This is a genomic window from Nostoc sp. (assembly GCF_041747015.1).
GTDB lineage: Bacteria > Cyanobacteriota > Cyanobacteriia > Cyanobacteriales > Nostocaceae > Nostoc.
In genome coordinates, this window is record NZ_JBGTFY010000030.1 from 1 (window position 1) to 14444 (window position 14444).

Genomic DNA, 14444 nt, shown 5'->3' on the forward strand with positions numbered 1-14444 from the left:
ATAAACAAGTAATTAACAACTCCGGCAGATTCACCTGGAAAAACTTGCTGGATATTTGGAATGAGAAACAATACGCCCAAAAACAAGGTGAACTTCTGCAATTAATGATCAACTTCAAGTTGTGTTATGAAATTCCCAGAAGTCCCAGAACTTACATTGCGCCACAACTGTTAACTGAAAAACAGCCTGAATACCAATGGAATGAAAATAACAACCTGATTCTGCGTTACACCTACGAATTCATGCCCAAAGGGATCATCACCCAGTTTATTGTTGCCATACATGAGTTGATTAATGAACAAAAATGTGTTTGGAAAAGCGGGGTTGTTCTTAGCAAAGACCAGACGAAGGCAGAGGTGATTGAATATTACGACAAGCGGGAGATTAAGATTCGAGTCTCAGGTAATCACAAAAGAGATTTGATGACCATAGTTACACATGAACTTGATCAAATTCATAGCTCGTACAAGCGACTGAAGTACAACAAGTTAATCCCCTGTAATTGCCACATCTGCAAAGATAGCCAAGAGCCAAATTTTTACCCTTTTGAGATATTGCGACAGTTCGTAGCTGATAAGCAAGAAAGCATTCAATGTCCAAAAAGCTATAAAATGATTAAGGTGGTGGGCTTAATTGATGATGTGATAGATGGGGGTAAAGAGAGGTTTTTTGTAGAGCAATTATGGGTTGAACCGAATCCTATTCAATCTCCGCAAATATCATCTAATATAAATATCAACCTAAATCAAATTCAAGAACACCAAAATCACATTCGTCAAAAGGAAAATAATTCAATGTCAACAGTAAATCAATACGGCTCTGGGGATAACGTTGGTGGCGATAAAGTCATGCGTGATAAAATCGGCACTCAAATCAACAATTCGCAAAACTTGGCACAAGCTGCAAAAGATATTAAAGAACTTTTAGATCAACTGTCACAGGAATATTCTAGTACTGCGATTGTTGGTGTCAAAGCAGTAGAGGAAATAGAACGCCAGCCAACACTGAAAGCTCGAATTGTCAATGCCCTGAAGGAAGGAGGATCAGAAGCTCTAGAAAAAGCCGTTGATCATCCTGCTATCAGCATTGTCATAGCAGCCACCAAGGGCTTCATAAATGGTTGAAAATATGGTGATTTAGTCAGACTGAAAAGCAAAATTCACCGCCTAAATACCAGCTTATTTTACTAGAAACTTGAATGGTAAATTTATGTTTTCATTCAGAGTCACAAGCGATGTCTACGACGGGCTACGCCTACGCACCACTGCAACATATTACTGTTCTTCACCTTTTTTCTGAAGGAGCGATCGCCAATCTTTAATTGCTTGTTCCGTCCACAGCCAATTTTTAGCTAATTTATCTACCTGGAAATTTACTGGATCAGACTTAATTACCATTTGTCGCAATTTTATCGCTTCATTAAGATATTGTGTCTGCTTGGCATTAGGTTGATCAAGTGCAGATTTATATAACCCAATAGCTAAACCAGCATAGGAAATTAAAGCATCCTGAGGCACTGCTGTCTTTGGGGATATTGCGGCGTTGGAGTTTGTATTTTGCGGTTTGAGAGCTAAATTCAAAGCCTTAAACCAAGAGTCATTAGCTCGGTTGAGATTGCCTTCTGTGTAGTAGGCAAATCCCAAAGCGTTATTATACAAAAGTGATTCTGGTTGAGCTTTGGCAGCAGTTTCCCAGTAACGACGGGCATCATCGACGCTATAATTATTGTCTCCAGTCTGAATAGATTGCCAAGCTAATCGTCCCTTGTAAAAGTTGACAGATGGCTCCTCAGCTTGCTTATTTGGAATCAATTTCAGGGCAGTTCCAGCCGCAGCAAGTGCGCCACGATTGAGTAGTTCTTCTACAGCTAACAACCCAGCTGGCAAATCGCCCTGGCTTAATTTTTCAGTAGCGATCGCGGTGACAATTCCAGTTGTAGCTATTTCTAAGTCGATATTCGGCTGCTTTTGAGTAAATAGAGACTGGGTAGGAATTGGTGGTATATTGGGCATTGCTTGGGGTCGATTTGACCACCACCAATTTAAACCGATCGCAGCTGTAATCGCACTGATTCCCACAATGCCCACAATCGGCCACAACTTGCGCCGTCGGGTACGATTTCTGGATGGAGATGAGGCTGGCGATGCCTGCGGCGGGCTATGCCTACGCGAAAAATTAGAATTTTCCCACTTTCCTTCAAAGTTGTCAGGAGTTTGAGGTGCTGGGGCTTCTCCCCACAAATCTGCTTCCTCTTGCGGGGAAGTCATTTCTTCTGAAACCTGCCTTTGGTGAAGACTATTTTCGCTAATTTGTTGCTCTGATTCAGTCGAGACTTTTTGGTTATCTAGCCGACGAAACAAATCTGAAACTATAGCAGAATCTTCTGCATAGCTGGGGTCGTCATAGTCAATTTCATCAACGAGATCGCCCCAAGTATCTTCACCTAGCCAGTCTAAATCAGAAGAGTCACGCGCTAAACCAGAAGGAATCATATCCTCAATTCCTAAAGGCATTTCGGTATCATCTGCGTTGGCGTAGCCCGTCGTAGACATCGCCGAGTACATCGAATTAGAAGTTGTCCCTGAAGGCGGATTATACTGATTTAACAACGCGGTGCTTTCGGATAAACCAGTTTCTTGGCTCAGATAACCGTCAAATTCTGGCTGGAGATATAAAATTGGTAATGCCCAGTACATCTGGTGAGAGCCATAGGCAGAAATTAATCCTTGGCGCACCCGACTAACGCATAAATCTACTGGATATCCCTGACTCAAGTTGCGGTAAAACAATTGTGTAAGGGTTAACGCCACTTCATCAGGAATGCGTTCTGACATTGCTAAAACGCTTCTGATGCCACGCTTCACCAGACTTTCTGCCAGGTTACGTTCGCCAGTATCTCCAGAGGGATCGGACGCAGCTGTGTATGCCCCCAAGCAGGAATTAAACACTGCCATAAGGATATTATTGTTGACAAGCAAACCTGCTAAATCGTCACCACTCAAGATTTCCGTTAAGCCGGTTCTGCGACTAGCAAGATAAATTTCTCCACCATTGGAACCTAAATTACTATGACCTGAGTAGTGTAGGACGTGGTATCTGCCTTGCTCTAGAGCTTGCGTCAGTTCTTCCCGTCCTGGTTGGTCTAGCACAGTGAGTTCAATTTTTGGGGAACGATTGCTACCTTCAGCAAGCCGTGGTATGCGGTGAAGTTCAGCTTGCAGTTTGATAGCTTCCTGTTTCAGTAAGTTGAGGCTGACTTGATCTGAGGGGGAAGCAATTACCATCAATACTTTCACACCACCTTCTTCTCGTGGTGTTAGCATATTTCGCGCTCGCAAATGAGAAGCCCCCAAAATTCCACTTTGGAAGCGAGAAAAAGCGATATAAGACCCAGTCGCCAAAGGGCGATCGCCTGCGTGCATTACTTCCCAAGGCAGACGAGCTAATCTAGTGTCTTTTAGCCCCAAGCGCAAGCGTAGTACTTGTTGGTGGTTCTGGGCAATACCTTGGGCAGTAATCCAACTATCTCTGAGAGTGCCTTGAAATAGGGCGTTATAAAATTGTTGACCCAACGCTACTAAGTTAACAGAGTTTCTGGCGATGTCGCTTTCGCGCCCGCCTGAGGTGATTGGATCTCCCTGCAACACCGACTTCAATGGATCATTCATCAAATGCCCAGCAGCCATCAACCACTCAGTTACAGGCCAAGTCACCAATTCTTCTGCCAATGGCACCCCAGGCGCGACTTGTTCCGTCCGCACCAAGTAGTCATTTTGCCCTACTGGGGTTACGGAGATATGAAATTCCTGGGTCACAGTTTCTCCCGTTTGCCTCCTAAATTCGGTTTGAAACGCGAAAGTTTCAAGTCGATTTTTGCTCCCTCTGATAATTTAGATGCTTCCCACCCCTGAATGTTTCTGATTCGGTGTTGTTTTGCTTTTTTTGCCTTTACGACTTTATCCGGATCAGATTACTTGGGACTAGAACATTTAATTGGTAGATGCACCTTGATCTTCAACTCCCCTAGTTGGCTAACACCCACTGGGGGTTTTTTTATTTTGGCAAACAACAGCAACTTTTAACGCAGATATTCTCTACCAGAAAATAGTCCTTAATTCTAGAATACTTGATTGGTAGATGAATGCAGCTTGATCTTTAACTCCTCTATTCACCTAAATATTCACTAGAGTTGTTTTGGCAGGCAACAACAATCAACCTTCTAGTAAATTTATCCGGAGCATGGTAGTCCAAGCTAGAACATTTAATTGGTAGATGCACCCTGATAACTAGCTCCCCTGGTTGGCTAACGCCCACCGGGGGGTTTTTTATGAAGGATATAAGCCAATACGCTTGGGTTAAGAGAATAGTAGGTTGGGTTGAGCGATAGTGAAACCCAACAAAGTCTCGATAATGTTGGGTTTCGTTCCTCAAACGCCAGTTGCTACAACGGGGGGAACCCCCGCAACGCACAGGCTCCCCAACCTACACCAGCTTTAGTTTTTAGCCTTAACTGAACTGTATTGGGATATAAGCAGCAAATTATCCTTGATACATCGATTTTTGAAGGCAGCGCACTGGTTATTTAATTGGTAGGTATGTCCTGATAACTAACTCCTCTGTAGTTGGCTAACACTTGGTGGGAGTTTTTTCTGATGAGCAAATGGCAACAATTTCAACCTCTGCTAATTTATCCGGTAGCTACCCATTAACTTGAGAATATTTAATTGGTAGATGCACCCTGATAACTAACTCCCCTGGTTGACTAACACTCACTGGGGGTTTTTTCTCGTTGGGATCACTATCAACCCTGATTCAGTTCATTTTCTCTAGAAGATACTGGCTGCCTCTAGAAAAGATTAGTGGTAGATGCACCCTGATAACTCACTCTCCTAGTAGGCTAACACCAACTGGGTTTTTTTATTTAAAAAAATAACTGACCTTTCTACAAATTTATCCGGAGTGTGATGTTCCACTTGAGAACATTTAATTAGTAGATGCACCCTGATAACTAACTCCCCTGGTTGGCTAACACCCACTGGGGGTTTTTTTTAGGCGTAGACGCGTAGCGGCTTGTCGTTAGACATCGCCCTAGCATTTCCTGCCTATATTGTTGCTACTGCTGGTAGACCTTGAGTATCTCCATGTTACAAGGATAGAGCAAAATCTGCTCACTCAATCCCTAAATCGCTTTCTTTTTATTGTGAGCTAGATATGCCACTCCAAAATGATTGCTATGATATTTAATCACATTCTTAATTTTTTTTCTATATTTTGATATTGAAGCGATCGCCCTTCTATGTTTGTAACTCTACCTGATTGCTCCTCTATATGCCTAAATTCCCTCGATTTTATGTTTAAATAGCCCATTATTATTACTACTAGTAGTACATATTTTTACTAGATTATTTTTTTAATTTATACACTGTATAAATGCTAGAATCCTCAAGTAGACAGTTAGGATGCCTAGATGCCAGTTGTAGCTAACTCAATCAAATTCGGTACAGACGGCTGGCGGGGCGTTATTGGTGATGATTTCACCTTTGAACGTCTAGCCCTGGTTGCACCAGTCGCTGCAAAAGTATTATATGATACATATTTTTCTAAGGTGGGTAGCCGGACAATAATTGTCGGTTATGATCGCCGATTTATGGCGGAAGACTTTGCTCGTGCTGTTGCCAATACTGTCACCGCTGTCGGATTTGATGTGTTGTTGAGCGAAACCTATGCTCCAACCCCAGCTTATAGTTGGGCAGCAAAACAGCTTAATGCCTTGGGGGCACTGGTAATTACGGCAAGTCATAATCCTGGCATATATTTAGGTTTAAAAGTTAAGGGGTCTTTTGGTGGGTCAGTACCGCCAGAGGTCACAAAAGAGATAGAAGCGCAGTTGTCGGTGGGAGTACCACTAGCAGCTACTCCAGGCAAGCAAGAGAAATTTAATCCTTGGCCCAGTTATATCCAAGCGCTAGAGGGTAAAGTTGATATTGCCAAACTTCGGCAAGCGATCGCCTCTGGCAAATTGACGTTATTTGCCGATGTTATGCATGGCGCTGCTGCTGGCGGATTGGCGAAACTATTAGGCAATCAGGTCAAAGAAATTAATAGCGAACGTGACCCTCTCTTTGGTGGCGGTGCGCCGGAACCCTTGCCTAAATACCTTTCAAAGCTATTTGAAGTCATCAAAGTTCACCGAGAAACCGATAAATCAGGTTTAACGGTAGGGTTAGTATTTGATGGGGATTGCGATCGCATTGCAGCAGTAGATGGAGAAGCTAACTTCCTAAGTTCCCAAGTCTTAATCCCGATATTAATCGACCACTTAACCCGGCGGCGCGGCTTTAGTGGTGAAATAGTCAAAACTGTCAGTGGTTCCGACTTGATGCCCCTGGTGGCAGCACTACATAACCTCTCAGTCTTTGAGACAGCAGTTGGTTATAAATACATTGCTGACCGAATGTTAGTAGCAGAAGTGTTGTTGGGTGGTGAAGAGTCGGGAGGAATTGGCTATGGCAGCCATATTCCCGAACGCGATGCACTGCTGTCAGCATTATACGTCCTAGAAGCGATCGTCGAATCTGGATTAGATTTAGGTGAATATTATCGCCAGTTGCAACAACAAACAGGGTTTACCTCAGCATACGATCGCATAGATTTACCCTTAGCAAGTATGGAAGTGCGATCGCGTCTTTTGCAACAACTACAAGCTCAACCCTTAACAGAAATTGCTGGGTTAGCAGTAATTGATTGCCAGACAATTGACGGCTACAAGTACCGCCTAGCTGATAAAAGCTGGTTAATGATTCGGTTTAGCGGTACTGAGCCAGTTTTACGCCTCTACTGCGAAGCCTCAACAATTGAGCAAGTGCATAAAACTCTTGCTTGGGCAAAACAGTGGGCGGAGTAAAATTCATTAATTAGTCATTAGTCATTTGTCCTTTGTCATTTGTCTTTGAAATTCTGATTGCCGGAAATCGGCGTTCAGATTTCTCTCTTTGTCTTTGGTAAATGACCAATGACCAATACTTCTCTACGAGAGGCTGCGCCAACGGCTTCTCTACGAGACGCTACGCGTTAGCGGAGCTTTCGCTTTAGCGATACGCTCAGTACAAGTAACCAATGACCAATGACTAATGACCAATGACCAAATTACTTGTAGTAGCTACAGGAAACCCAGGTAAGTTGCGGGAAATGCAAGCTTACCTGACAAATTCTGGTTGGGAATTAACCCTCAAACCTGAAGAATTGGAAATTGAAGAGACGGGCGAAACCTTTGCCGCCAATGCTTGTCTGAAAGCGTCACAAATTGCTAAAGCCACAGGAAACTGGGCAATTGCTGATGATTCTGGCTTGGAAGTAGATGCTCTAAATGGCGCGCCAGGTGTCTATTCTGCACGTTATGCCAAAACCGATTCAGAACGCATTGCTAGGATATTGAGTGAATTAGGTAACGAAGTAAATCGGCAAGCCCAATTTGTTTGTGCAGTGGCGATCGCTCGTCCTGATGGTGCGATCGTATTACAATCTGAAGGTATTTGTCGTGGCGAAATTCTCAATGCGCCTCGTGGTGATGGTGGTTTCGGCTACGACCCAATTTTTTATGTGCAAGAATTGCAATTGACCTTTGCTGAGATGACACGGGAGTTGAAGGGGTCAATTAGCCATCGAGGCAAGGCTTTTGCTGCTTTACTTCCGCAACTAGAAACAGCACTGAGTCCTGAGTTGGGGTGAATATCTGATTTTAGGGATGAAAAGCTATCTGAGAATTAGTACTTTCTGTGTTGCTGAATACTAAATACAGTAATTAAATAACTCCAGTTTGCGTAATCCAACTTGGAAATAATTAAGCTGCTCACCTCTATCGCACGGTTGAGGCAATTGTCTCCTTAAGTTTTTGAAGAGTCGCTTCAGACCATTTATTTATGCAGCTGGTTTTTCCAGAAGGAATAAGGATATGGTAAATTGGATTATTACGTAAAGTTAAGATTTTTATTCTCTGAATAACATCATGGTTACGTATATTTAAAACTTCGGCTAGATGAGTACATGTATAGGGATACAGCGCTTCCGGCTATTATGCAATATAGTTTTCTCCTTGCCCCTCTCCTATCATTGCTTTCAGCTTTTAGGATGTACCTCATAGCTGCCGGAAGTGCTGTAATGTTCTTCTTTAGGAAGGCTAATCGCACTCAAAGCAATATCTGTATTATCGAGATTAGTTGTAACTCTTAAAGCAGCATCTTCAGAGCTTCCATTTCGTACAGCTTCAAACTGGCTTACCACTCTGTTAATACTGTTCTCCAATCGACTCAGCTTTTGCGTTAATTGATCACTAACAACTGAAGATAAAATATCTCTGAGCCTATCCTCAGACACCTCAATCATAGGGCTGGTACCCTTACGACTGAGGCGTGCTTGGCTTAACGGCGTTACATTATTAGCTTCTGAGTTTGGCTCAGATGACATAAACAAATCCTCACGCTACATTGGAATGTTGGAATTTTTGTTGAAGACAATCCAAAATATTATTTTCGGTTTTTTGCACGATTTCTTCAATTTCTTCCTGCGATAATATGTTACCCAACTCTTCCTGCAAAATTGCTATTAATTTTTCATAACTAATATGAGCTTGAGTTTTAGCCAAATATTTAGCTAAATTTTGACCTAAATCTAGCCCTGCCGCCACATCACAATCTACTTCATCTTCAAGTTGAACCGCCCACTGCAACCAAGAATTACTTGATAAATACTGCATTGCCCTACCCCTTCCTGACTATCCATAACCAAGTTGACCAGCTAACTAGATTGGCTGAGTATTTTCTCAGCTTGGTCTGATGAAATCTCAAAGTATCTTAGTCCTTCTTTATTGGAATCATATCCCAAATCAACCATTCCAAATTTTCGGTAAAAATTTTCTGCCCCAGGTAAGGAATGTAAACCAAGCCTACCTTTGTAATCTAAATCAAAGCTACGCGCTATAGCGAACTTTAGTAAAGTACTTCCAACACCTTTATACATTGGTGGATTTTCTATAGAGCGACGATTCCAAGGAGCTATAGTTAAGTAATCTATATAGACGAGATTTCTAGTAGATTCTAAAACAGAACGATAGCAATCTAACTCCAGAATCATAAGTCCTTGAGTAATCGCTTCACATTCTAATGCGAGCCTTTGATAATTTGGCGTTGAAAGCTTAAAAAATTTATCTATCCATGACCAATGGCTGTCTTCTTCAGATGAGTTTTGAAGTCTTTGTTTCCAAAAGGTTTCAAAGTCTGAAATGTGCTTAGAAGATAGATTAGATAATTCTGCTTCAACTAAGGCTGAGTCTTTAACACGGAATAAGGGTAGCTTAACAATCGCATTCAAGGCAACAACTCACAAGTTTAAATTAAGCTAGACAAGTATAAGTTCAGATTTCTTCGAGTCTACAGTTTCAAAGTAAAATTTTTCACCTTGCTCTATACGTTGCTCAATTAGCCCCATCATCCGTAAGGCTTGCCGTAACACAGCTGACTTATTCATGTCCTTTTTTTCACTAAGACTATTTAGTAGCTCAAGTTCAGCGTCCGACAAGTTAAGCGTGATTAAAGTTTTTTTGCTCAAAACATCTTTACCTCTATTTTTATATATAAATTATATATCAAATATACATAGTACGTATGTTCTATGTCAAGAATAAAGCTAGTTTTTGTCGTAGCCTGTAGCCAATAGAATATGGGAATATGCCTATATGTGACTTATTAAGTCGTATATAGGCATATAATTCAAAACCTTATCAGGACTCAAACTGCTTCTGTGTTCTTTTCGCCAGTACGAATCCGAATCACTTGCTCAACAGGCGAGATGAAAATTTTACCATCGCCGATTTCACCAGTGCGGGCAGCAGCAATAATTTTGTCCACCACCATATCAACCTGATCGTCGTCAACTACGATTTCCACTTTGAGTTTTTGCAGAAACTCAACGGTGTATTCAGAACCGCGATACCGTTCGGTTTGACCTTTCTGCCGTCCGAACCCCCGGACTTCAGAAACAGTCATGCCGACAATACCAGCATTAACCAAGGCAATTTTTACCTCATCTAGTTTAAATGGGCGGATAATAGCTTCTACTTTTTTCATTTTTGACTCCTGAATTCTACTAGCTTCGTTTATATATCTAACCAGATCCACTGTCTGAAGCTGTAACTACCAGTGCTTTTCCTAAAAGATATGTAATATTTACCACTTTTTTAAAATAATGTAGATGCTTTGCGACATTAGAAGCAGCAAGGATTTATTAATCGGATAATCTTTGAGGTTCTAAGATAAAGAAGTTGCTGTCAAGTTAATCTTTTATGTAGCTTTAATAACCTAAAAATAAATAAATTATGCTATTTAGTAAATCGGCTTAGATATTTAAAGAGTGATTAGATAAAAATTGTACAGTAGCCCGAAAGCGTCCTGCTGCTGACTGTGGGAGTGTCAACTAACGTTTTTGATGTTCAAACAAGGGACGCATAACAAAATATCCAGCACTAAAGGCAGTAAGCATGATTAACAAGATGGTGATAATTAACCACCAGCTACTGATTTCTTTGGCATCTGGTTCAGTACTGGAATAATAATTTACTTCTTGCTCTTCTATAAAAACTGGTTGTGGTATCGGGAAATTCATTTCCATTATCGGTGTAGAAAAGTCTTGGTGGCGGCTTTTTTTAGATGGGGCTTTGGGGACAACGGATGGACTTGGGCGAGAAACCTGTTGATGTAGATGTGCTTGGCTTGAGGGCTGTTCGACGGCACTTTTTACGTCGCCATAAGCTTGGTTAGTTCGGTGATAACTATGCATAGCATTGGAATCCACGAACTTTTGCAAGTGTGAAAAAGACTCAACAACTTTGGCAATTTCTTGGCGTAGTAGTTGATTTTCTTGTACTAATTGCTGATTTTTGGTGGTGAGTGCATCTAGCCTCGCCTGTGTTGCTTGCAACTCTGTTGACAATTCCCGGTATACAGATAGTGGTACAGAGGGAGGGTAGGCTTGAGTAGTCGGTGTTGGCGAATTCCTGTGAACAGAACCTGTGGTTGTTCGCATCGGGGGCTTGGTATTAAAAATCAAAGTAATTAGATTGTACAGAGATGCTAACAGAGATAGTTAGCCATGAAACTATGCCCAAGAATAATAGAAAAATGCCGAAAGGGCAAAGATTCTGATTGGGGCATTGGGCATTGGGCATTGGGCATTGGGCATTGGGCATTGGGCATTGGGCATTGGGCATTGGGAAGAGGGCATTGGGAAGAGGGATTTTCCTCCTGCTTTTCCAGTACCCAATACTTTTTTTACTTAGCACTCATTACTTAGCACTGTTTTTGTAACAATGGGAAGAAGTGTCCCACAGGTCCTTGCCCTTCGCCAATATCTAGGGCATAAGTGAGTGCAGTAGTCACATACTCCTTTGCTTGTTGCACTGACTGCCACAAATTTTTTCCTGTAGCCAGATTAGCAGCGATCGCAGCCGATAGTGTACAACCAGTACCGTGGGTATTGTTTGTCTCTACTTGCTTTGTAGTCAAAACTTGCAACTTTTCCCCATCAAAGTAAATATCAACGCCACGCAAATTTCCCTGCATACCTCCGCCTTTGACTAAAACAGCCTTCGTTCCTAAAGTCTTGTGAATAATTTCAGCAGCGGCTTGCATATCGTCTAAGGAATTAATTTGTAACCCGCTCAAAATCTGAGCTTCGTAACGATTGGGCGTGATAATCACCGCTTTGGGGATAAGCACATGGCACAGAGTCTTCACAGCATCATCATCAATTAATTGTGCCCCTGTGCGTGACACCATTACTGGATCAACTACTAAATTCTCGATTTGCAAAGCTTCGACTTGCTGGGCAACAGCAAAAATAATATCCTGGTTGAGTAACATTCCCGTTTTGGCAGCTTGTACGCCAATATCCTCAACAACTGCCTGAATTTGCGCTACAACAGCCTCTATTGGCATGGCATCAACCCTCCTCACTCCTAGAGTGTTTTGTGCCGTGACGCAGGTTATAGCGCTAGTACCGTGGACACAATGAAAAGCAAAGGTGCGTAAATCAGCTTGAATTCCTGCGCCGCCACCGCTATCTGAACCAGCAATGGTTAAAGCAACAGGTATCCTGGAGTTTATTTCAGCGTTCATATAGCGGATTTAACTCAGTGGAATATTATAGTAACAGCAATGTCGGAGGATCTAGTTTCAATCGCTAATAGGGATTTTGGTGAATTGCAATATCGGCTAACGCCATCAGAAACGCTAGCTTTATGTAGAGTTTTGAAATGTACTTTGGAAGAGTTGGCTGGCGAAATAGAGAAAATCAACAAAGATTAGTAAGCGATCGCTACACTAATAGACCAAGTTTTGAGGAAAGAAGCTTCCTTGGTTCACAAAGCGATCGCCTTGCTTGGCAAAGAAAATTTCACGATTGAAGTTATCGATTCAGCTTCTAGTCCCAAAGAACTTAGAGCCAAAGAACGCGAATGGATCAAAAAGCTAAAAACTTTAACTCCCAACGGCTACAACGTTGTTTCATTTAGATATAGGAATTTTAGCTCTCTGCTTATAGCTCCCAAAAGCAGCACCGAAATCACCACTCCTGAAAAGTTCTTCATAACCCCGAACAGGGCGATCGCTGATTTAAAAAGTAACTTGCAAAAAACTATTATTTGGTGATATCATAAATTTCAGGTTACGAGTTCCGTAACCCATAACGTCTACTACTGTTGTGTTGCCGTGCTATGTCTCCGTCAAGCAATTTTCCGAAGTACAAGGATAAAAAGACGGAGGAGTTTGCTGCCGATAAATGGGTAAAAGAGTTTCAATCTTTTGAGAAACAAGCGGATAGACGACTGCAAATATTAGAAGCCGCCATTAGCAAGGAGGATCTAATGCAGTTACCTAGCAATCGCTTTGAGTCTCTAGGAGGGGATAGAAAGGGTCAGTACAGTATCCGAATTAACGACCAGTGGAGGATTTGCTTTAACTGGCCAGAAGATTCTCTTAAACCCTTCAACATCGAAATTACAGATTATCACTGAAGGAGTTAAAATGACACGTTCACCTATCCACCCTGGAGAAATCCTTGCTGATGAAATCAGCGAATTAGGTATAACTGCAAGTGATTTAGCGCGTTTTCTTCATGTGCCTAAAAATCGGATTACCGAAATAATCAATGGAAATCGAGGAATTACCGCCGATACAGCTTTACGATTGGCTCAGTATTTTGGGATTAGCGCTGAGTTCTGGATGAACTTGCAAAAAAATTATGAGCTTCGGTTAGCTGAACAAGCAACAGGCAACAAAATCCAAGAAACCGTTCGCCCTCGTGTATTAACTTCTTGTACGAGTATTTTGAAATCTAACGAGTTACCTGTTTCAATCTCTAATAGGGATTTTGGTGAATTGCAATCTTCGCCGTGATTCGTTCTTACTTCTTCAATCCAGCGGTTTCAATCCCTAATAGGGATTTTGGTGAATTGCAATTAGATTATTGGTACGAAGTCATCAAAGCACAACGTTTCAATCCCTAATAGGGATTTTGGTGAATTGCAATTTCTTATGGCAGCGATCGCACACTGCAAAAATCGAAGTTTCAATCCCTAATAGGGATTTTGGTGAATTGCAATGATAATATAGAGAATGCCCCCGCGTTGCTGAACACGTTTCAATCCCTAATAGGGATTTTGGTGAATTGCAATATCGTCGGGGTGGTTGGGGCGAAATCCACTGGTGATGTTTCAATCCCTAATAGGGATTTTGGTGAATTGCAATAAATTGGTTAAACCAAGCGATCGCACTATCTTAGGTTTCAATCCCTAATAGGGATTTTGGTGAATTGCAATTATTCGCGTTTTTGCATCCGGTGGTTTTGGGTTTAGTTTCAATCCCTAATAGGGATTTTGGTGAATTGCAATACCGCACCTTTGTTATACCACCACTTTGTAAACTCGTTTCAATCCCTAATAGGGATTTTGGTGAATTGCAATTAAATATTTTTAAAGGCAGACGACACCCCAAAAAGTTTCAATCCCTAATAGGGATTTTGGTGAATTGCAATTATTCTCATCAGACCTAATAGCCGAAACGGGCCAGTTTCAATCCCTAATAGGGATTTTGGTGAATTGCAATATCTCTCAATTCCTGCGTTGAAACTTCCGCAAATATGTTTCAATCCCTAATAGGGATTTTGGTGAATTGCAATAGTTTATTGCCAATTTCTTGAGTGCGTAGCTTATTGTTTCAATCCCTAATAGGGATTTTGGTGAATTGCAATCAACCCCTAAATAGGGCTTGCTGAACAAAAGTGAAACATAGTCTAGGTAAGGGTTTTGAGCATTTTTTCACCAAGCAAGTGCAAGACTATAGCATCCAGAGGTTCAAAAACCTTGCACTTTCGTCGGCGAGCGCCGGGCAAATTGG

The 14444-nt window shown here is 41.7% G+C and carries 13 protein-coding genes, 1 pseudogene and 1 CRISPR repeat array; of the genes and pseudogenes, 6 read left to right on the forward strand and 8 right to left on the reverse strand.

Translation table 11 applies throughout. From position 1 onward, the window contains the following. Positions 1-1124, forward strand: a 1124-nt coding sequence (locus ACEW80_RS02375; RefSeq protein ID WP_373525058.1) for a COR domain-containing protein, incomplete at its 5' end; no start/stop codon positions are given. Positions 1125-1274: 150 nt separating this feature from the next. On the opposite strand, the gene hetF is transcribed toward ACEW80_RS02375, so the two are convergent. Then, positions 1275-3815: a cell division protein HetF gene (gene hetF / locus ACEW80_RS02380; RefSeq protein WP_373525059.1), complete on the reverse strand. Its 2541-nt coding sequence runs from the start codon at positions 3813-3815 to the stop codon at positions 1275-1277. Positions 3816-5467: 1652 nt separating this feature from the next. Between hetF and ACEW80_RS02385 the strand changes: the two genes are divergently transcribed. Both ACEW80_RS02385 and rdgB read left to right on the forward strand, forming a co-directional pair. After that, on the forward strand, positions 5468-6904 hold the full coding sequence (locus tag ACEW80_RS02385) for a phosphoglucomutase/phosphomannomutase family protein (RefSeq protein WP_373525060.1): 1437 nt from the start codon (positions 5468-5470) through the stop codon (positions 6902-6904). A 233-nt stretch (positions 6905-7137) separates the two neighbouring features. Further along, a complete protein-coding gene (rdgB, locus tag ACEW80_RS02390; RefSeq protein WP_373525061.1) occupies positions 7138-7728 on the forward strand; it encodes an RdgB/HAM1 family non-canonical purine NTP pyrophosphatase in 591 nt (196 codons plus the stop codon). Positions 7729-8115: 387 nt separating this feature from the next. Here rdgB and ACEW80_RS02395 read toward each other — a convergent pair whose 3' ends face one another. The 7 genes from ACEW80_RS02395 to thiD form a co-directional block, all read right to left on the reverse strand. Further along, positions 8116-8463: a hypothetical protein gene (locus ACEW80_RS02395; RefSeq protein WP_373525062.1), complete on the reverse strand. Its 348-nt coding sequence runs from the start codon at positions 8461-8463 to the stop codon at positions 8116-8118. A gap of 10 nt (positions 8464-8473) precedes the next feature. Beyond that, positions 8474-8752: a hypothetical protein gene (locus tag ACEW80_RS02400; protein WP_373525063.1), complete on the reverse strand. Its 279-nt coding sequence runs from the start codon at positions 8750-8752 to the stop codon at positions 8474-8476. Between the two features lie 41 nt (positions 8753-8793). Continuing rightward, positions 8794-9366: a GNAT family N-acetyltransferase gene (locus ACEW80_RS02405; protein WP_373525064.1), complete on the reverse strand. Its 573-nt coding sequence runs from the start codon at positions 9364-9366 to the stop codon at positions 8794-8796. 27 nt (positions 9367-9393) lie between these two features. Further along, positions 9394-9603, reverse strand: a complete 210-nt coding sequence (locus ACEW80_RS02410) for a ribbon-helix-helix protein, CopG family (protein WP_373525065.1) — start codon at positions 9601-9603, stop codon at positions 9394-9396. 179 nt (positions 9604-9782) lie between these two features. Next, the gene (locus ACEW80_RS02415) at positions 9783-10121 is read right to left on the reverse strand and encodes a P-II family nitrogen regulator (RefSeq protein WP_196520788.1); all 339 of its coding nucleotides are present in this window, start codon (positions 10119-10121) and stop codon (positions 9783-9785) included. A gap of 346 nt (positions 10122-10467) precedes the next feature. Continuing rightward, the gene (locus ACEW80_RS02420; protein ID WP_373525066.1) at positions 10468-11076 is read right to left on the reverse strand and encodes a hypothetical protein; all 609 of its coding nucleotides are present in this window, start codon (positions 11074-11076) and stop codon (positions 10468-10470) included. A 263-nt stretch (positions 11077-11339) separates the two neighbouring features. Next, complete coding sequence (gene thiD, locus ACEW80_RS02425; RefSeq protein WP_373525067.1) at positions 11340-12167, reverse strand: bifunctional hydroxymethylpyrimidine kinase/phosphomethylpyrimidine kinase; 828 nt, start codon at positions 12165-12167, stop codon at positions 11340-11342. 219 nt (positions 12168-12386) lie between these two features. On the opposite strand from thiD, the gene ACEW80_RS02430 reads away from it, so the two are divergent. From ACEW80_RS02430 to ACEW80_RS02440, 3 genes and pseudogenes are all read left to right on the forward strand, one after another. Next, entirely contained in the window at positions 12387-12698 is a 312-nt protein-coding gene (locus ACEW80_RS02430) for a hypothetical protein (RefSeq protein ID WP_373525068.1), read from the forward strand. 65 nt (positions 12699-12763) lie between these two features. After that, positions 12764-13063, forward strand: a complete 300-nt coding sequence (locus ACEW80_RS02435) for a type II toxin-antitoxin system RelE/ParE family toxin (protein WP_373525069.1) — start codon at positions 12764-12766, stop codon at positions 13061-13063. A 10-nt stretch (positions 13064-13073) separates the two neighbouring features. Then, positions 13074-13301, forward strand: a pseudogene (locus ACEW80_RS02440) (HigA family addiction module antitoxin); the annotation flags it as partial. 96 nt (positions 13302-13397) lie between these two features. Then, positions 13398-14298: a CRISPR direct-repeat array (repeat unit 37 nt; unit sequence GTTTCAATCCCTAATAGGGATTTTGGTGAATTGCAAT). Positions 14299-14444: the final 146 nt, after the last annotated feature.

Coding starts and splice junctions, on each gene's coding strand:
- ACEW80_RS02415 (WP_196520788.1), bottom strand. CDS start 10,121: ATGAAAAAAGTAGAAGCTATTATCCGCCCATTTAAACTAGATGAGGTA.
- rdgB (WP_373525061.1), top strand. CDS start 7,138: ATGACCAAATTACTTGTAGTAGCTACAGGAAACCCAGGTAAGTTGCGG.
- ACEW80_RS02400 (WP_373525063.1), bottom strand. CDS start 8,752: ATGCAGTATTTATCAAGTAATTCTTGGTTGCAGTGGGCGGTTCAACTT.
- ACEW80_RS02420 (WP_373525066.1), bottom strand. CDS start 11,076: ATGCGAACAACCACAGGTTCTGTTCACAGGAATTCGCCAACACCGACT.
- thiD (WP_373525067.1), bottom strand. CDS start 12,167: ATGAACGCTGAAATAAACTCCAGGATACCTGTTGCTTTAACCATTGCT.
- ACEW80_RS02395 (WP_373525062.1), bottom strand. CDS start 8,463: ATGTCATCTGAGCCAAACTCAGAAGCTAATAATGTAACGCCGTTAAGC.
- ACEW80_RS02385 (WP_373525060.1), top strand. CDS start 5,468: ATGCCAGTTGTAGCTAACTCAATCAAATTCGGTACAGACGGCTGGCGG.
- ACEW80_RS02435 (WP_373525069.1), top strand. CDS start 12,764: ATGTCTCCGTCAAGCAATTTTCCGAAGTACAAGGATAAAAAGACGGAG.